A 17,759-nucleotide genomic window follows, 5' to 3' on the forward strand; every position below is an offset into this window, starting at 1 on the left:
GGAACCCCACGATGACGTGGAGACCATCTCGGCCGGTGTCGCGCTCAGCACTGATCGTGGTGACAGCCGCGGGGCTGCCGGCCGCCGTGACGCCGGCGCCCACAAGCAGTGCTCTGCTGTACTGCGGCGGTGGGTACGGTCCGACGGCCGGGACAGCGGTCCGGAGTGCGATCGATGACGCACAGAACTCGGCGAGTGGCGACGGGCTGTTCAGTTGTGAGCTCATCGGTGAGCCGTTCGTGACAGAGATCTTCGGCGCCCCGTACCGGGGTCACCGCGCCGGCGTCAATGTGGCCTGCGAGTAGTGCGCCGCATGGCCCGGCCCTGACCGCCGGGACGTCCGGCCTCCGCGCGGTGGCCGCCTTTCTCCCTCGCTGAGCGGGCCAGATGGGCGGCCGTCGGCATGCGGAGCGTCATCCAGGTCTGCTGGCGGACCGTCATCACTTGATCGCCCGCCAGCGATTACGGGACAGCCCTCAGGCCGCGTTACGCCACACCGTCACGTCCAAGGAGGCGTACGTCGTCCCCGACGAGCCCCGATACGTCACGAGCCCCACGTGCCCCGTCCCGCTGATGACGCACATCTGCTGGCCCAGGGTCAGGTCCTTGACCCAGATGTAGCTCTTGTAGCCGGTCGCCGCCTTGCATGCCTCCAGGCTCCCCTGCCGCCCCACGGGCAGCAGGGCAAGGGAGCTGCCGGAGGTGGTACCGGGGGCGAGGACCGCGCCCGAGGAGTAGACGGCGTACGTGAGATCCTCGTCAGCGCTCCCGGCGTCCGCCTTGGACCGCACTGGGATATCCGTCAGATACAGGTCGTGGCTCGCCGTCATCCGGATCCCGGTGTACATCACCGAGGCAGGGGCTTTCGGGGCCGCGGACTTGCTGGGCGCGGCGGTCGCGGGAGCCGGGCCCGCAGCCCGCGTGGGCGTTGCGGGCCCCGAAGGGCTGCGCTGCAGCGCGGACTTGGTGGGCTCGGGCTCCTTCGAGGCTTTGGCGGAAGGGGAGCCGGACGTCGACGGCGGCGCCTCGGCGGCGGCAGCCGACTGCGACACGGCCGCCTCCTGCGCCCGGTCGTCACTCTTGTCGCCGTCGCCCGGGACGAGCAGCAGCGCAGCGGTCGCCCCGCAGGCGACCAGTACGACGGCGGCCGCCGACAGCATCCAGACGCGCGCCCTGCGGCCCTTGCGGTTCGCGGCCACCGAGGAGGTCGCGGCACCGGCCGGATTCTGAGGCTGCGGCCCGGGGAACGGAGCGTACGCACCCGGCATGGCCTGAGACCCCATCACGAACGGTCCCGGCAAGACGGCATGGGACGGCTCGGTGGGGGTGTAGCCCCGCGCGGGCCCGAAACCGCCGGGGCTGTGAGTGCCCGGATCCGCCCCCGTCCGGGCTTGATCGGCCCCTTCGGTCCGAGCCGTGATCCCCGCCGCCAACTCACCCGGCAGCCACGCTCCGGACGTGAACCGCACATCGTCACCGCGAGTCGCCCGGATCGTCTGAACCGAGCGTATGACCTCCTCGACGGAAGGCCTCTCGGCGGCGGGCTTGCGCAGACACCGCGCCACCAATTCCCGTATCTCTCCCGGCACGTGGCTGAGGTCGGGCTCCTCGTGCACCACCCGGTAGAGCACCGCGTGCGGTTCCCCGTCCCCGAAGGCGGCACCGCCCGTCGCCGCGAACACGGCGGTCTGCCCCAGCGCGAACACATCGGCCGAGGCGGCGGCCTCCCCGCCGAGCACCTGCTCCGGCGCCATATAGGCGACCGTGCCAAGGGCCGTACCGCTCTGCGTCACCGACGTGGTATCGGCGGCCCTCGCGACACCGAAGTCGATGACGCGCGGCCCGTCCGAAGCGAGCAGCACGTTCGACGGTTTGAGGTCCCGGTGCACGATGCCCTCGCGGTGCACCGCCTGCAGTGCCTCCGCGACACCGGCGATCAGCCGCAGCACGGTGTCGACGGGCAGCGGCCCGTGGTCGCGCACCGCGTCGGCGAGGGACGGCCCCGGCACATAGGCGGTCGCACACCAAGGCATGGACCCCTCGGTGTCGCTGTCCACGACCGGAGCCGTATAGAGCCCGTGCACCCGGCTCGCCGCCGCCACCTCGGCCCGGAACCGCTTCCGGAACTCGGCGCTCTCGGCCAGCTCCGGACGGATGACCTTGACCGCAACGGCCCGCCCGCCCGGCGTGTGCGAGAGATAGACCCGCCCCATGCCGCCGGACCCGAGCCGCGCCACCAGCCGGTAGCTGCCCATGACCCGCGGATCGCCGTCCTCCAGCGACTGGAAATTCCCCGTGTCCGGCCCACCGTTGCTCAACACGCGCCACTCCACCCCGTGATCCGCCCTGTGGCTCCCATTGCATCACGGGGCCCTCGCGTCCCGTCGCAGGGTCCGTCGAGGGCCCGTCAGGAGACACCGTGACCGCCCACGCGCCGTCGCTCAACCTCCTCACCGGAAGCGGCAGATCAAGACACAGCTGGTTGCGCGGCTCTCCGGCGAGCGACGGTTGCGACACGAGCCCGCTGCTCACGACGGCCTCGGCGCGAGTGGAGCGCACCGCCTGAATGCCCGACACCTTGTCGGTCAGCGATGGGACCGGGAAAGGAAACAGATGCGAGAGGGGCTGTACGGCCTCGTTGGCAGGGGCAGTTCCGGCTCCGTGACGGGCATCCGGTGACGGTGGGTGTGGGTGCGGGAGACAGGGCTGCTGCAGGCCGTACTCCCGTCGGCTTTCCGCCCGCCGGAGGTCACGACGGCGGTAGAAGTGGGTGGCGAACGCATGAGGGAGGGTTCGCCCGGGCGGCGGCGCTCCAGCGGGCGCATTCCTCCTGGTGGGAGCCGGTATTCGTCGCACCCGCGACGGCGATTTCCACTGCTGCGGTCGTCGCGTTGACGCGGGTGAGGAGGCTGAGGGGCCAGGCGGGCTCGTGAGGCTCGGCGCCGTCGAAGGGATGCCAGTCCCATGGGCCGTCGAAGCGCCAGGCGCGGCCGGCCTCATCGGCGACCTCGTCGCCGGGCTCCAGAAAGGCGTAGGGGCGGAAGACCAGGCCGAAGGCGAGCGGAATGTCGTCGTCGGGGTCGAAACTCTCGCCTTGTTCCTCCAGACGGGAGTCGAACGAGCGGCCTGCGGGCAGGACGACCACCAGCCGGCTGGGACGCGGCAGCCGGCCGGTCTCCTGGGGCGGGGCGTAGTGGGCGACGTCGATCACGTGCACGAGGGTCGGCGGAATGCCGACGCGGCACATGTCGCCGGTGGTGAGCCGGTGAGGCGCCGGATCGGTGCGGAACAGCCCGCGGCGCTGCTCGTCCTGCCCTGCATCGCCGGTGACGACCACCTCACCGTTCCAGTGGATCCAATCGCAGTCGGGGTCGACCGACCACCACGGCCACTTGAGAACGACCTCCCCGCCTGGCTGGTGCTTCCCGGTGACCAGGGCCTCAGTGAACGGACAGGAGATGCTCAGGACGTCGCCCACCCGCAGATCCACCACACGGCCCCCTGCCCTTGCACCTGATGTCACGGGAGGTGACCGTACCGCTCTGGTACGACAGCCGAGGCGCCGGTGCAGCGTTCGGAATGATCAGGTGCTGCCCGGTGTGCCCGGCCCCGTCGTTCCCGGCCCGGCCGATGGGCGGGGCGAGCAGGGGCTTGCCTCAGGCCGGCTTGCGCCACACGGAGATGTGCTTCGCGGAGTCCTGGGTGAACGGCTCCCTGTCCCAGTCCGCGACGCGCACTTCCAGCTCCAGCCCCGCGATCCGTGCCATGAGGTCGAGCTCCGCCGGCCATGCGTACCGGTGCCGGGAGCTGCTGCGGCGGTAGCGGCCGTCGTCGCCGTCGCGGGTGAGGTGGTGCGAGACGAGGATCTGCTCGACCAGGTCGAAGGTGTCGAAGCCGAGATGACGCTCGGAGACGTCGAACGGCACCGCGACCTGTCCAGGCGGCAGAAACCGCAGCGGCGGCACGCCCAACTCGATGACGAACCGGCCGCCAGGCGTCAGGTGACGTGCGGCGTTTCGGAAACACTCGACCTGCTCGTCCTGTGTGAGCAGGTTCGTGATGGTGTTGTAGACGAGATACACCAGGGTGAACTTGCCGGGGACGGTGGTCGTGGCCATGTCCCCGATGGTGACCGGGAGCGTGTCCTCGTCGATCTTGCGCCGCAGAACCGCTGCCATGTGTTCGGACAGTTCGATGCCCGCCACCGGCACGCCGCGTTGCCGGAGCGGGACGCCCACTCGTCCGGTTCCGATGGCGAATTCCAGTGCCCGGCCGTCTCCGGCGAGTCCGGCGAGGAAGTCGAGAGTCGGACCGAGAACAGAGCCCGAGGACATCTCGTGTTCCTCGGCGTCGTAGCGGTCGGCGGTCGCACGGGTCCACAGCTCACTGCTCGTCACGAGCGGCCACTTTGCCGGGCGCGACAGGGCGCTGTCGACGTATTTACCTTCCACCGGATCCGGGTGCGCGGGCCCGGCCCGCGTCGCCGAACTGCTGGTGGGCGCCGGCGCCGCATGAGCTGGAGGTCTGGTTGTCCACCGAGGGGGCACCTGGCCGAGAGGGGCCTCCGAAGGGCTCACCGCGCCGGCTGATCATCTCGTTGAGGACGAGACACGCTCCCCGGCAACCACCGCCATGGCGAGCTGCTCGATGCATGCCTGACGCACGGCCTGCTTGTAGCGGGGAAGCAACCGCCCGGCCTCCGAGGACGCCGCGCGCGTCTCCAGGACTTGTCCGCGTTTGACCCATCGGAGTGAAACTGACCGGCACTCCCGGTCACGCCAGAACTCCCTGGATGAAAGGGAGATGAGAGAAATTCACCCGCCATGCCGACGTGTGGTCCCCTTCGGACGAACTCTTCTCAGAGGATCCTCATCCTGGGTGCCCGGATGCAGTACCGACGCGGCGGCGCGCCGCGATTCCTGGCAGGACCGGTCTGTACGAGGGCCCGGGACATGGTGATTCCGCGCCGGAACGCCCGGCGTGGAAGGGACGAACGAACAATGAATCTCACCATCAAGCGCGCTGTCGTCACCGCCGTCGCCGCGATCTCGGTACTCGCGGGATCGGCGACCGTTGCGAGCGCCGCCTCCCCGCACGGCGGCTCGAAGCATCACTGCAAGCACGAGAAGTTCACCCAGCACGGGAACGCCACCAAGTTCCGCCACGGCGGCCGTCAGCACCGCACGATGCACCTGAGGGGCCACCGACTGCCCGTCAAGTTCCTCGTGACGAAGGGGCTTGCGCACAGGTCGCATTGATTCCGGCACTCTTCACGGCGCCCCTGTGCGAGCCACGCACGGGGGCGCCGCCGTGTCCCGACATGGCATGGGACGGCAGCTTTGGTCAGTCTCTGTCATGCGCTCGCCAGGGCCATGCTGGAGAGCGAGAGCCCGCCAGGTCTTGGCGCCCCGGTGGCCGTCGGAGGTGGCCTTCTCCCTGCGGTGCCGGTCGGCGGCGATCAACGCGGACTCGGCCGCCACGAAGAAGCCGCTGCCGATCGCGACGTACCAGCACGGCCCCAACCGGCACGTCAGGGCCAGGTCGGCCGATCAGGTGCCGATACCGCGATTCTGCGTAATCCCTTCGAGTAATGCGTTACTCGTAAAGGGCGAACCGGAACAATAAGGGACGGGTGGCGGAAGGGAGACCGACGGGAGAGTGGTGCATGCCCCTGCGGAAACGTAAGGCGCAGCTGAAGACCCGGGCCGGGAAGGCGGCGGTCGGTGGATACGGCGCGATGGATGCGCGCCTGCCCGTCAGCGAGCTGGCCAGGCAGTTGCTGCGCAAGGCCTTTCCCGACCACTGGTCCTTTCTCCTCGGCGAGATCGCCCTCTACTCGTTCGTGGTCCTGCTCCTCACCGGCGTGTACCTCACCCTGTTCTTCGACCCGAGCATGATGGAGAGCGTCTACACCGGTTCCTATGCGCCCCTGCAGGGCGTGAGGATGACGCAGGCCTACACCACCACCCTCGCCATCAGCTTCGACGTGCGAGGAGGCCTGCTGATCCGTCAGATCCACCACTGGGCGGCACTGGTGTTCGTCGCCGCGATCGCCGTCCATATGCTGCGGATCTTCTTCACGGGCGCCTTCCGTAAGCCGCGGGAGGCCAACTGGGTCGTGGGCGTGACACTGTTCGTACTCGCGCTCCTCGAAGGATTCGCGGGCTACTCGCTGCCCGACGATCTGCTGTCCGGTACGGGCCTGAGGACGGCGGCCACCATTGTGGGGTCGATCCCTGTCGTCGGAACGTACGTGGAAATGTTCGTCTTCGGAGGGCAGTTCCCGGGCAATGACGTGATCCCTCGTCTGTACGCCGTGCACATCCTGCTGGTGCCCGGCCTGATCGTGGCGCTGATCACCGCTCATCTCATTCTGGTGGTCCACCTCAAACACACCCACTGGGCGGGGCAGGGGAAGACCAACAAGAACGCCGTCGGCTCACCGGCGTTCCCGCACTTCACCGCGAAGACCACAGGTTTCCTCCTCATGGTGTTCGGCGTACTGGCCCTGCTGGGCGGGCTCGCCCAGATCAACCCCGTATGGAACTACGGTCCCTACCGTGCCGACCAGGTTTCCGGTAACGCACAGCCGGACTGGTATGTCGGGTTCCTGGAGGGCGCGCTCCGGCTGATGCCGCCATGGGAGACCGACATCGCGGGTCACACCGTCATGTGGAATGTGTTCATTCCGACGCTCGTGCTGCCGGGCGTGGTGTTCACACTGCTGTTCCTCTATCCCTTCTTCGAGCAGTGGGTGACGGGCGACCGCAGGGAACACCATCTGTGCGACCGGCCGCGCAACCGGCCGACCCGCACCGGGCTCGGCGTGGCGGCCATCGTCTTCTACGCCGTTCTCCTGGTCGCCGGCGGCAACGACGTCGTCGCCTTCTCGTTCAGGGTCTCGATCGAGGTCATGACCTGGATCCTCAGGATCGCGCTGGTCGTCGCCCCGCTCCTGGCGTTCGCGCTGACCAAACGCCTCTGTCTCGCACTTCAGATGCGGGACCGCCGTCGGCTGACCGAGGGCGAGGAGACCGGCCAGGTGACCCAGTCGGTGAACGGCGACCTCTCGGAGAGCCACCGCGGCCTGAGCCCGACAGCCCGCTACCGCATCCTGATGCGTGACGTCCCGACGCCCCTGGAGGTCCCCGCGGAGGGCCCGGTCTCGCGTCGGCGACGACTTCGGACCGTACTGAGCGGGTGGTACTACAGGGACCTCGTGGAGCTGCCCGCCACGGACGAGCAACGGTCCCTGATCGCCGAGCGGACCGCGCCGCCGGAGCCGGTTCGCGAGCCCGAGGACTGAGAGCCGTCCTCAGCCCTGCACGCGCGCGTACTGGAAGACCATTCCGAACACCCCCGCCAGGGCCAGGCCCAGCCCGATCAGGAAGAGCCACAGACCGAACACCACACCGAGAGCGAGCAGGGCCATCCCCGCGGCTGTCAGCGGCGGCCAGATGCTGTGCGGAGAGAAGAAGTCCACCGGACCGGACCGCTCATGGATCTTCCCGTCTCCGCGGTCCTCGGGGCGCAGCCCCTTCCTCCGGTAGTTGGTGGCGAAGAAGAACGCGACCAGCAGCGCCATGAGGAACGAGATGGTGAGCGCCGCCGTGCCTGTCGGATCCCGGGACCACGCGGCGTAGAGAACATCGGTCACGAGAAAGAACCCCGCGACTCCGGCGAAGAGAATGGCCTCGGTCTTCATTCGCCTGACTCCTCCTCGGCGCCCGAGATGGAGTGGGACCCGCCTCGGCCGAGGTCAGGCTTCTCCATCAGGGGGTGGTGCAGGTCGAAGGCCGGCGAGTCGGAACGTACGCGGGGCAAAGCCCGGAAATTGTGCCGCGGGGGTGGACAGGAGGTCGCCCACTCCAGGGAACGGCCGAACCCCCACGGGTCGTCCACTTCGACCTTGGGTGCGTATCGGCTGGTGCGCCACACGTTGTACAGGAACGGCAGTGTCGACACGCCCAGCACAAAGGAGCCGATGGACGAGATCGTATTGAGCAAGGTGAAGCCGTCCGCTGCGAGATAGTCGGCGTAACGGCGGGGCATTCCGGCCTCCCCCAGCCAGTGCTGGACCAGGAAGGTCAGCTGAAAGCCGACGAACAAGGTCCAGAAATGGATACGCCCGATGCGCTCATCCAGCATCCGGCCGGTGAACTTGGGCCACCAGAAGTAGAAGCCGCCGAACATCGCGAAGACCACCGTGCCGAAGAGCACGTAATGGAGGTGGGCGACGATGAAGTACGAATCCGTGAGGTGGAAGTCCAGCGGGGGAGAGGCGATCAGCACCCCGCTGAGGCCGCCGAGGAGAAATGTCACGAGGAAGCCGATCGCCCAGAGCATGGGTGTCTCGAACGAGATGCTGCCGTGCCACATGGTGCCGATCCAGTTGAAGAACTTGACACCGGTGGGTACGGCGATGATGAACGACATGGCGGAGAAGAACGGCAGGAGAACGGCTCCCGTGGCGAACATGTGATGGGCCCAGACAACCGCCGAGAGCATGGTGATGCTGATCGTTGCCATGACCATTCCGAAATACCCGAACATCGGCTTCCGGCTGAACGCGGGAATGATCTCGCTCACCACTCCGAAGAAGGGCAACGCGACAATGTAGACCTCGGGATGGCCGAAGAACCAGAACAGGTGCTGCCACAGCAGTGCCCCGCCGTTGGCGGAGTCGAAGACGTGCGCCCCGAACTTCCGGTCGGCTTCGAGGACGAGCAGCGTGGCAGCGAGCACCGGAAAGGCGAGCAGCGCGAGGATCGAGGTGAACAGAACGTTCCAGGTGAAGATCGGCATCCGGAACATGGTCATACCGGGGGCGCGCAGGCAGACGATCGTGGTGATGAAATTGACCGATGCCAGGGTCGTGCTGATCCCCGACAGCACCAGGCCCATGGTCCAGAGGTCTCCGCCGGCGCCGGGCGAGAAGACGGCACTGTTCAGCGGGGCGTAGGCGAACCAGCCGAAGTGTGCCGCGCCGCCGGGCACCACGAATCCGGACACCACGATGGTTCCGCCGAAGAGGAAGAGCCAGTAGGTGAGCGCGTTCAGGCGAGGGAAGGCGACGTCGGGTGCGCCGATCTGCAGCGGCATGATGGCGTTCGCGAAGCCGCCGAACATCGGCGTGGCGAACAGCAGCATCATGATGGTGCCGTGGATCGTGAACAGCTGGTTGTACTGTTCCGCGCTGACAATCTGAAGTCCTGGGCGGGCCAGCTCCGCTCGCATGAGCATGGCCAGAACTCCGCCCAGCAGGAAGAACCCGAACGCGGTGACCATGTAGAGATTGCCGATGACCTTGTGGTCCGTGGTCGTCAGCCACCCCATGAGTCTCACACCGGCAGCGATACGCTTGTCGGCCACCGGCCCGGCCGGCGCGGCTTCCTGCAGGTCCTGCGCCATCGGTTCTCCGTCCCTCCCGGTTGACTCGATGGTGGAGCCTGCCGGCAAGGACGGCCGTACGACTGGCGGTGTCGCCCTCGAATTTCACCGGATCACCGGTGCTCCGAGCCGGTGCCCCGGGGTCACGCCGGATGCCCTCAGCGGATCTCGTGGACCGGGCGGGGACCGATGTGGCACACGGAACCGATCGGCGGCGGCCTCATTCCGCTCAGCCGGCACCGCAGGGACTCATCGTTCGGGGGACGCCACGTAGACGGCGAGGTCAGTGCCCCCGCGCAGCGGTGGCACGGTTTCGGGCCGCCAGGCGCGGGCGTAGGCGGGTGGCTTGTGCCCGGGAGCCACGATCACCGCGACAGGCGTGCGACGGGCTGCCGCGCGCAGACCGTCGGTGGTGATGCTCCCGTCGTGGCCGCCGATCTGTCGCGACGCGCAGCCGGCGTAGTAGCCGATCGGCACCGCGTCGAAACCGGTGACCACGCAGGGTGGGCGTACCCCCAGAAGATGCAGCCGGTCGGCGATCGCCGTGTACTCCTGCTGCGCCACCCGGCTGCGGGCGACGACATGGCCGAGTACCCAGTACTGGACGGCGAGGTGACCGGCCAGGCCGTACGCGAGCAACACGGCGACCGACGGCCGCCACCCGGGGCGGGCGGAGGTGAACAGACCGCGCAGGCACTCGGCGACGGGAAGCGCCAGCAGAGCGTAGGCGGGAAGCAGGAATCGGGGGGCAGCGTAGTCGATCATGAACAGGTAGGGCGTCGCCATGGACGCCGCGACCACGGTCGCGAGGACGGCGGCAGAGCGGCGCGGGCCGGCGGCGATGATGCCGCCCGCCGTGAGCAGCGGCAGCGCGAACCACCACGCCGCGGTGACCGGGTGCTTCCAGGGCACCTCGCACGGGCGGCACAGAGTCCACCCGTCCAAGGCCCGAACCTGATCGTCGACGGCGAGATGTCGGCCCAGGCCGCCCTGAATCTCGCTGGCGCGGTGCAACCGGGCGGCCACGCCGCCGTAGTGCAGCTGGGCTTCGATGATCCACGGTGCCGAGCCGAGGAGAAGGGCGGCCACGAGCACGGTCGGCACGGCCAGGCGTCGCCAGCCCGGGACCGCCAGGGCCGCCACGGCCAGAGGCAGGACCAGCCAGCAGGCGTCCGAGGGTCGCATGACGGCGACCAGAACCACACCGGCGCCGAGGCCGGCGAGCGCCTTGCCGTCGGCCGTTTCCCTGACGGCTCGTAGGAAGCAGCCCACGGCGGCCAGCGACCCCAGGGCGCACCACAGGTTGGGCATCGCCATCGGGCCGTAGTACAGGGTGATCCATAGCCCGGCGAACATCGCGCCCGCCCCGGCGAGAACCGCGGGTGGCAGAAGGCGCCGCCAGACCCACAGTGCGACGAAAAGCCCGAATCCGGAGCACAGCGCCAGATATACGTGCAGCGCAGCCGTGGAGGAGGTCAGCGCGGCCACGGGCGCGACCAGATACGAAATCCCCCGAGCCCGGGGCGCACTGAAGAACGCGGCCGGAACATCCCGGCTGACCTGGCTGACGTAGACGGTCTCGTCCCAGCCGAGCCCCGAGCCGGGCACCACCAGCACCAACTGGACGAAGACGAAAGCGGCGGCGACGGACGCCAGCCAGCGAAACGGACGGCCGTACGCGTTGTCGGCGTTGGAGAGCCGCATCGGTGCCACTCGCGGAGCGACGGCAAGTCGGACGGGCATGGATCAGTCCTCCACGGCAACGGACAGCGGGCCGGGCTCTGTGCGCAACTCTGCGAGTGCCTGGCGCAACCGGCCAACGTTGATCGGCCATGTGGAGCACACGCCGTGCCGGGCGTGCGGTGGAGGAGTGGCTGACAGCAGGTGGCTCACCCAGCGATCACGGGGTCAGCCGTCGGGCGACGAGGTGGGCGCCGTGCTCTCCGGCGCGGTGAACCTGTTCGACCCGGAGGCGGTCGTCCTGGGCGGGATGTTCCGAGGGCCGATGCCGTGGCGCGGTGCACCTGCGGACGCCCGGCTCACCGCCCGGGTGGTGCACGAGGACTCAATCGCCGGACAGGCCTGCATCAGGCCCGCCCGGCGGTTGAGGACAGCGTCTAGGACCGGTGCGCGGCGATCAGCTGCTGATACCAGCGGTAGCTGTCCTTCGGGGTCCGCTCCTGGGTGTCGTAGTCGACCCGGATGATCCCGAACCGCTTCGCATAGCCCAGTGCCCACTCGAAGTTGTCCAGCAGCGACCAGACGTAGTAGCCGCGTACGTCGACACCGGCGTCCATCGCCGCCTTCAGAGCCGTCAGGTGACTCTGCAGGTAGCTCACCCGGTCGGCGTCGTGGACGGCGCCGTCCGTGCCGACGGTGTCGAACTCGGCGGAGCCGTTCTCGGTGATGTGCACCGGCGGCAGGGCGTCACCGTACGTCCGCTTCAGCGCGGTCAGCAGATCGGTGAAGGACTTGGGGACGACCGGCCAGCCCATCGCTGTGCGCCGGACGCCCGGGTACTCCGTCTCGGTGTACCGGTTGTCCGTCGCGATCCGCAACGCCGGGTCGGCCTCGCGGTAGGGGGCGGCGGCGACCACGATGGGCCGGTAGTAGTTGATGCCCAGGAAGTCCAGCGGCTGGGAGATCAGCTCCAGGTCGCCCTCAAGGCGGAAGTCCTGCGCGGTGATCAGCTCGCCCCACGTCTCCTCATCGGTCGCCGGGTAGCGGCCCGCGAGGATCGGCTCGGTCCACACCAGGTTGTGCTGGGTGTCGGCGCGGACGACGGCGGCGAGGTCCGCGTCCGATTCGGTGGCCGGGACGTTGCGGTCCAGGTTGAGCGTGATCCCCGCTTCGCGGACACCCGCGGCGCGCAGCGCCTTCATCGCCAGGCCGTGCCCGACGAGCAGGTGATGCGCGGCGGCCAGCGCCCCGGTGCCCTCCTTGGCACCCGGCGCGTGCCGGCCCACGGAGTAGCCGAGGAAGGCGCTGCACCACGGCTCGTTGAGCGTGATCCAGCGCGGCACCCGGTCGCCGAGGTGCTCGGCGACGATCGACGCGTACTCGCCGAAGCGCTCCGCGGTCTCCCGTACCCGCCAGCCACCTCGGTCCTCCAGCGCCTGCGGCAGGTCCCAGTGGTAGAGGGTGGCGGCCGGCTCGATGCCCGCTTCGAGCAGCGAGTCGACGAGCCGGGAGTAGAAGTCCAGGCCCTTCTGGTTGGCCGGCCCGCTGCCGTGGGGCCGGATCCGCGGCCAGGCTATGGAGAAGCGGTACGACTCCACTCCCAGATCGCGAAGGAGCGCGATGTCCTCGGGGTAGCGGTGGTAGTGGTCGCAGGCCACGTCACCTGTGTCGCCGCCGTCCGTCCTACCGGGCGTGTGACTGTAGGTGTCCCAGATGGAGGGGCCGCGGCCGTCCTCCTGCGCGGCACCCTCGATCTGGTACGAGGCCGTTGCCGCGCCGAAGACGAATCCGGGCGGGAAGGCGGGGAACTCACTCATCACGGACCTTACTTGACGGAGCCACCGGAGATACCGGCAGCGATGTACTTCTGGGCGAGGACGAGCAGGACCGCCGCGGGGATCGCGGACAGCACGGCCGCGGCCATGACCGAACCCCAGTCACCGACGTGCGCGCCTATGTACTGGTAGATGCCCAGAGTGATCGGCTTGACGTCGTCGGTGGTGTTCAGCGTGAGGGCGAACATGAAGTCGCTCCACGCGTACAGGAACGAGAACAGACCGGCGGTGATCAGCGAGTTGCGGCTCATCGGCAGCACGACCTGGACGAAGGTGCGGAAGCGTCCCGCACCGTCGACCTCGGCGGCCTCGATGACCTCGCGCGGGATGGCCACCATGAACGAGCGCATCAGCACGATCGCGAACGGGATGCCCAGTGAGGAGTCCGCCAGCATGAGACCGAAGTACGAGTTGACCAGCCCGAGGTCCACGTACGCGCTGTAGAGGGCGTTGGCGATGACGATGCCCGGGACCATCTGGGTGATGAGCGTGCCGAAGACGATCACCTTGGTGCCCGGCAGCTTGAACTGGGCAAGCGCGTAGGCGGCGGGCGCGGAGATGGCCAGACAGATGACGACGGCGCCGAGTGCGACGGCCAGCGAGGTCAGCAGGTTGGTGCCCTGCTCGCCGATGGCCGAGCTGAAGCCGGACAGGTCCAGACTGTGCGGGATCGCGTCCACTTCCAGCAGCCCGGACTCGGGCTGCAGCGCGGTGTTGATCATCCAGTAGAGCGGGAAGAGCATCACGCAGAGGATGACGAGGCCCGCGATCATGGAGCCCCAGCGGCGCTTCGGCCTGTTCCGGTCGGACTGCGACGGGACAGCGGGGGTGTGGGTGATGGTCGCCATGCCGGTCACTTCCCCTCGTTGCGGTTGGCCCGCAGGTAGAACACCGCGAAGACGGCGGATATCAGGATCAGGATGTTGCCGACCACGGCACCGGCTCCGAAGTCCAGCGAGACGAAGGAGTTCTGGTACGTCAGGGTGCCCAGGGTCTGCGTGGAGTCGGCGGGTCCGCCGTCGGTGAGGGCCAGGATCAGGTCGAGGATCTTGACGGTCGACATGAAGCCGAGCACCAGGACCACAGTGATGACGGGCTTGAGCAGCGGCAGGGTGATGGACCGGAAGGTCCGCCAGGCGGAGGCACCGTCGAGCGCGGCGGCCTCGTACAGCTCCTTGGGGACCTCTTGGAGTCCGCCGTAGAGGATCACCATGTTGAACGGGATGCCGATCCAGATGTTGACCAGGACGACGGAGACCAGGGCCATGCTCGTGCTGGTCAGCCACGGGGTGTCACCGAGGCCGAAGATACCGAGGAAGGAGTTGAGGACACCGGTGTCCTGGTCGAGGATGCGCCGCCAGACGATGCCGGAGACGACCATCGGAACCAGCCACGGCAACAGGATCAGCGAGCGGAGTACGCCGTTGAGCGGGAACCGCTTGGTGAAGAACACCGCCAGCGCCAGGCCGATGCAGAACTGGCCGATCAGCGAACCGATGGTGAAGAGGATGGTCTGCCGGAGAGCCTTGCCGAACAGGTCGTTCTGGAAGACGTTCTTCCAGTTGTCGAACCCGTTGAACGGGGCCTTACCGGTGAAGAAGGTGGACGGCGAGTAGTCCTGGAAGCTCATCACGACGTTGCGGACGAGCGGGTAGCCGAAGAACAGCAGCATGAACACGATCGCGGGGGCGAGGAAGCCCCACTGGGCGAGCTTCCTGCGGCGCTTGGCCCTCAGCGGGTCAGGAGTCCTCGTGCTCGTGGCGATCGGCGCGACGGACGCGGGAGCAGTGGTGGTCGACATGTTCAGATACCTCAGTTCCCGCTCTCGACACGCTGCTGTGCGTGCTTGAGGACGCTCTCGCTGGACTGGCCGGTGAGAGCGGCCTGGAAGGCGCTCTGCAGAGCGAGCGACACCGAGGACCAGCCCGCGCCGAGCTTGGCGGTGCGCGACCGGGCGGTGGCCACCTGGTCCGCCAGCGAGCTCAGCTCGGGAACCTTCTTGCGCCAGGTGCCGGCGGCCTTCTGGTTGGCCGGGATCATCCAGCTGTTCAGCGCGTAGGTGATCTCTTCCTGCTCGCTGGTCATGCAGTTGATGATGCGGGCGGAGGTCTTCTCCCGGGCGGTGTCACCGATGTCGGGGACGGTGAGCATGCCGCCGCCCAGCGGACCGACCGAGTCGTCGCCGGCCTCGGGGACGGGGATCTGCGCGATGCCCCAGTTGAGCCCCTTCTTGGTGTTGAGGGTCTCGACCTGCCAGGGACCGTTGATCATCATGGCGGCGTTGCCGGCCATGAACTGGTCGTTGACGTCCGCCTGGGTCCAGTTGACCGTGGACTTGGACAGCGAGCCGTCCTTCAGCAGCGCCTTCCAGTAGTCCAGCGCCTCGACGACCTGCTTGCTGCCGAGATCGGTCTCACTTCCGCCGTTGGACCACATGAACGGCGTGAACTGGTAGACGCCGTCCTCCGCGCCGCCCGCGCTGAGAGCGATGCCGTACCGGCTGCCCCGGGTGAGCTTCTTGGCGCTCTCCTGCATCTCGGCCCAGGTGGTGGGCACTTCCAGGCCGGCCTTGTTCAGGATGTCCTTGTTGTAGAACAGCGCGAGAGTGTTCACCGTGCGCGCCGCGCCGTAGTAAGTGCCCTTGTACGAGCCGTAGTCGAAGATGCCCCGGGGTATGTCGTCGGTGGAGACGCCCAGCTTCTTGAGGTCCTTCAGTCCGCCGGTCTCGGCGAACGTCGGCATCTCGGATCCGTCGAACTGGATGATGTCCGGGAGCGACTTCGAGGAGGCCATGCGCAGCGACTTCGTCATGACCTGAGCGGCCGGAACACTCTGCTGCTCGATGGTGACGCCGAGCTTCTTGCTGCACCGCGACAGGGTGGCGGCGTCCCAGCTGTGGTACGAGTCGTCAGTCGAGGAGTTCAGGACGGTGTACACGTTGTCGTCCCGCTGCTGGCCACAACCCGAGAGAGCTGTGCCGGCGACGATCGCGGAGACAACGGTGAGCGGGACGATGACCCGCCTGTTGCGACGACGGCGCCGATGGCGCAGGCCGTCCGGGGAAGATGCTGTCACGTGCGTGCCCTTGCATGAGAGGGGTGCCGGCCCGGCGGGACCTCTCTGTCCCGGCCAGGAGATGCATACGCCTCGGTACGGGTCGGCAGGTCCGTAGCGGGTGGGAGGGGTGTCCGGCGGCAGTACGTCGTCGCACACCCCTGCGGGCTCAGCGGACGCCGAGCAGGTGTTCCATGGCGAGCTGGTCGAGGGCTTCGAAGGCCATGGAGCGTTCGGCGGCGGCCGTGACGTCGAAGTCCTCGAACGCGGTGGTGTCGGCGAGCAGGCTCTTGAGGCCGTCCTCGGCGGTGGGCTGGGCGAGCTCGTGGAGGCGGGAGGCGGTCAGTGCCTCCTGGACGGCCGGGTCGGCGCGGAACGCGAGGGCGCGCTCCTTGAGGATGAGGTAGTTGCGCATGCAGTTCTTGGCGGACTCCCAGACCCCGTCGATGCCGTCGGTGCGTACCGGCTTGAAGTCGAAGTGGCGCGGGCCCTCGTAGTCGGAGGTCTCCAGGAGGTCGACGAGCCAGAAGGCCTGGCGCAGGTCGCCGGCGCCGAAGCGGAGGTCCTGGTCGTACTTGATGCCGGACTGGCCGTTGAGGTCGATGTGGTAGAGCTTGCCGGCCCACAGGGCCTGTGCGATGCCGTGCGGGAAGTTCAGCCCGGCCATCTGCTCGTGGCCGACTTCGGGGTTCACGCCGTACATCTCGGGGCGCTCGAGGCGCTCGATGAACGCGAGGGCGTGGCCGACGGTGGGCAGCAGGATGTCGCCGCGCGGCTCGTTCGGCTTCGGCTCGATCGCGAACCGCAGGTCGTAGCCCTGCTCGACGACGTACTCGCCGAGCAGGTCGAAGGCCTCCTTCATCCGGTCCAGCGCCACCCGCACGTCCTTGGCGCCACCGGACTCCGCGCCCTCGCGGCCACCCCAGGCCACGTAGGTCTCGGCGCCGAGTTCGACGGCGAGGTCGATGTTGCGGATGACCTTGCGCAGCGCGTAGCGGCGCACGTCGCGGTCGTTGGAGGTGAAGCCGCCGTCCTTGAACACCGGGTGGGTGAACAGGTTCGTGGTCGCCATCGGGACCTTGAGACCGGTGCGGTCCAGGGCGTCCTTGAACCGGGTGATGATCGCGGCCCGCTCGCTGTCCGAGGAGCCGAACGGGATCAGGTCGTCGTCATGGAAGGTCACACCGTACGCGCCGAGCTCCGCCAGTCGCTCGACGGACTCGACCGGGTCGAGCGCGGGACGGGTGGCGTCACCGAAGGGGTCGTTGCCGCGCCAGCCGACGGTCCAGAGACCGAAGGTGAACTTGTCCGCGGAGGTGGGGGTGAAGCGCTTCGACATGAATCTGCCTCTTGTCGACAAGGGCCCGGACGGCTGCATCGCCGTCCGTCCGACCGATTTGTTGGCTGGCAGTACTAATACGGCATCTTGACGTTTGTTTCTAGAGCATCCATGTGACACACACGTCACATGCAGACAACCTGACCGCTCTCCACGCGGAGTCTGCGCTCGATCGGGGCGGGTTCGAAGGGTGGTTGCGCGTTGTCGAAGCGCTTCGACAAAATTTTTGTTTTGTGTACGATCAAAATCGGGATGCATAGGAACGAGGTACGTCATGCCGCTGCGACCAGCCACGAAAGCGGCCACCGCACCGGTATCGGCCGTCCTCGGAGTGGACAGCTCCGCCCAGTCCACCAAGGCCGCGATCGTCGACGCGAGGACCGGCCGCTACGGCGCCCGCGAGAGCGATCCCGTGACCCGGTTGCCCGCGCCACCCCGTCACTTCTGAGCACGCACTCCTG

At 68.1% G+C, this 17,759-nt stretch carries 15 protein-coding genes; 4 read left to right on the plus strand and 11 right to left on the minus strand.

All coding sequences use genetic code 11. The features are described from left to right. Nucleotides 1-35 precede the first annotated feature (35 nt). Nucleotides 36-305 carry a hypothetical protein gene (locus ACIA8E_RS23795; protein ID WP_399301329.1) on the plus strand — a complete coding sequence of 90 codons (270 nt, stop codon included), beginning with the start codon at nucleotides 36-38 and terminating at the stop codon, nucleotides 303-305. A 171-nt stretch (nucleotides 306-476) separates the two neighbouring features. Here ACIA8E_RS23795 and ACIA8E_RS23800 read toward each other — a convergent pair whose 3' ends face one another. From ACIA8E_RS23800 to ACIA8E_RS23810, 3 genes are all read right to left on the minus strand, one after another. After that, entirely contained in the window at nucleotides 477-2,321 is a 1,845-nt protein-coding gene (locus ACIA8E_RS23800; protein WP_399301330.1) for a serine/threonine protein kinase, read from the minus strand. Between the two features lie 428 nt (nucleotides 2,322-2,749). Then, nucleotides 2,750-3,523, minus strand: coding sequence for a hypothetical protein (locus ACIA8E_RS23805; RefSeq protein ID WP_399301331.1), 774 nt, complete (start codon nucleotides 3,521-3,523; stop codon nucleotides 2,750-2,752). Nucleotides 3,524-3,656: 133 nt separating this feature from the next. Then, nucleotides 3,657-4,397, minus strand: coding sequence for a class I SAM-dependent DNA methyltransferase (locus tag ACIA8E_RS23810; protein WP_399301332.1), 741 nt, complete (start codon nucleotides 4,395-4,397; stop codon nucleotides 3,657-3,659). A 603-nt stretch (nucleotides 4,398-5,000) separates the two neighbouring features. Here ACIA8E_RS23810 and ACIA8E_RS23815 point away from each other — a divergent pair. Together ACIA8E_RS23815 and ACIA8E_RS23820 are read left to right on the plus strand one after the other, a co-directional pair. Next, nucleotides 5,001-5,258 (plus strand): hypothetical protein, encoded by a 258-nt coding sequence (locus ACIA8E_RS23815; RefSeq protein ID WP_399301333.1) that lies wholly within the window; start codon nucleotides 5,001-5,003, stop codon nucleotides 5,256-5,258. Nucleotides 5,259-5,665: 407 nt separating this feature from the next. Further along, complete coding sequence (locus ACIA8E_RS23820) at nucleotides 5,666-7,306, plus strand: cytochrome bc complex cytochrome b subunit (RefSeq protein WP_399301334.1); 1,641 nt, start codon at nucleotides 5,666-5,668, stop codon at nucleotides 7,304-7,306. Nucleotides 7,307-7,315: 9 nt separating this feature from the next. Here ACIA8E_RS23820 and ACIA8E_RS23825 read toward each other — a convergent pair whose 3' ends face one another. From ACIA8E_RS23825 to xylA, 8 genes are all read right to left on the minus strand, one after another. After that, nucleotides 7,316-7,705, minus strand: a complete 390-nt coding sequence (locus ACIA8E_RS23825; RefSeq protein WP_399301335.1) for a cytochrome c oxidase subunit 4 — start codon at nucleotides 7,703-7,705, stop codon at nucleotides 7,316-7,318. Then, complete coding sequence (gene ctaD / locus ACIA8E_RS23830) at nucleotides 7,702-9,336, minus strand: cytochrome c oxidase subunit I (RefSeq protein WP_399301483.1); 1,635 nt, start codon at nucleotides 9,334-9,336, stop codon at nucleotides 7,702-7,704. Before ctaD ends, ACIA8E_RS23825 begins: the two co-directional genes overlap by 4 nt. 303 nt (nucleotides 9,337-9,639) lie before the next feature. After that, complete coding sequence (locus tag ACIA8E_RS23835; protein ID WP_399301336.1) at nucleotides 9,640-11,133, minus strand: hypothetical protein; 1,494 nt, start codon at nucleotides 11,131-11,133, stop codon at nucleotides 9,640-9,642. A 374-nt stretch (nucleotides 11,134-11,507) separates the two neighbouring features. Continuing rightward, nucleotides 11,508-12,887 (minus strand): GH1 family beta-glucosidase, encoded by a 1,380-nt coding sequence (locus tag ACIA8E_RS23840; protein ID WP_399301337.1) that lies wholly within the window; start codon nucleotides 12,885-12,887, stop codon nucleotides 11,508-11,510. A gap of 8 nt (nucleotides 12,888-12,895) precedes the next feature. Next, on the minus strand, nucleotides 12,896-13,753 hold the full coding sequence (locus ACIA8E_RS23845; protein ID WP_399301338.1) for a carbohydrate ABC transporter permease: 858 nt from the start codon (nucleotides 13,751-13,753) through the stop codon (nucleotides 12,896-12,898). A 5-nt stretch (nucleotides 13,754-13,758) separates the two neighbouring features. Beyond that, nucleotides 13,759-14,706, minus strand: coding sequence for a carbohydrate ABC transporter permease (locus tag ACIA8E_RS23850; RefSeq protein ID WP_399301339.1), 948 nt, complete (start codon nucleotides 14,704-14,706; stop codon nucleotides 13,759-13,761). Nucleotides 14,707-14,717: 11 nt separating this feature from the next. Continuing rightward, nucleotides 14,718-15,980, minus strand: a complete 1,263-nt coding sequence (locus ACIA8E_RS23855) for an extracellular solute-binding protein (protein WP_399301340.1) — start codon at nucleotides 15,978-15,980, stop codon at nucleotides 14,718-14,720. Between the two features lie 148 nt (nucleotides 15,981-16,128). Continuing rightward, entirely contained in the window at nucleotides 16,129-17,298 is a 1,170-nt protein-coding gene (xylA, locus tag ACIA8E_RS23860) for a xylose isomerase (RefSeq protein WP_399301341.1), read from the minus strand. A 274-nt stretch (nucleotides 17,299-17,572) separates the two neighbouring features. Here xylA and ACIA8E_RS23865 point away from each other — a divergent pair, with 274 nt between their 5' ends. Further along, on the plus strand, nucleotides 17,573-17,746 hold the full coding sequence (locus ACIA8E_RS23865; RefSeq protein WP_399301490.1) for a hypothetical protein: 174 nt from the start codon (nucleotides 17,573-17,575) through the stop codon (nucleotides 17,744-17,746). Nucleotides 17,747-17,759: the final 13 nt, after the last annotated feature.

It is taken from the genome of Streptomyces sp. NPDC051664, assembly GCF_044453545.1.
Taxonomy (GTDB): domain Bacteria; phylum Actinomycetota; class Actinomycetes; order Streptomycetales; family Streptomycetaceae; genus Streptomyces.

Coding starts and splice junctions, on each gene's coding strand:
- ACIA8E_RS23835 (WP_399301336.1), bottom strand. CDS start 11,133: ATGCCCGTCCGACTTGCCGTCGCTCCGCGAGTGGCACCGATGCGGCTC.
- ACIA8E_RS23840 (WP_399301337.1), bottom strand. CDS start 12,887: ATGAGTGAGTTCCCCGCCTTCCCGCCCGGATTCGTCTTCGGCGCGGCA.
- ACIA8E_RS23825 (WP_399301335.1), bottom strand. CDS start 7,705: ATGAAGACCGAGGCCATTCTCTTCGCCGGAGTCGCGGGGTTCTTTCTC.
- ctaD (WP_399301483.1), bottom strand. CDS start 9,336: ATGGGGTGGCTGACGACCACGGACCACAAGGTCATCGGCAATCTCTAC.
- ACIA8E_RS23865 (WP_399301490.1), top strand. CDS start 17,573: ATGCCGCTGCGACCAGCCACGAAAGCGGCCACCGCACCGGTATCGGCC.
- xylA (WP_399301341.1), bottom strand. CDS start 17,298: ATGTCGAAGCGCTTCACCCCCACCTCCGCGGACAAGTTCACCTTCGGT.
- ACIA8E_RS23845 (WP_399301338.1), bottom strand. CDS start 13,753: ATGGCGACCATCACCCACACCCCCGCTGTCCCGTCGCAGTCCGACCGG.
- ACIA8E_RS23820 (WP_399301334.1), top strand. CDS start 5,666: ATGCCCCTGCGGAAACGTAAGGCGCAGCTGAAGACCCGGGCCGGGAAG.
- ACIA8E_RS23850 (WP_399301339.1), bottom strand. CDS start 14,706: ATGTCGACCACCACTGCTCCCGCGTCCGTCGCGCCGATCGCCACGAGC.
- ACIA8E_RS23815 (WP_399301333.1), top strand. CDS start 5,001: ATGAATCTCACCATCAAGCGCGCTGTCGTCACCGCCGTCGCCGCGATC.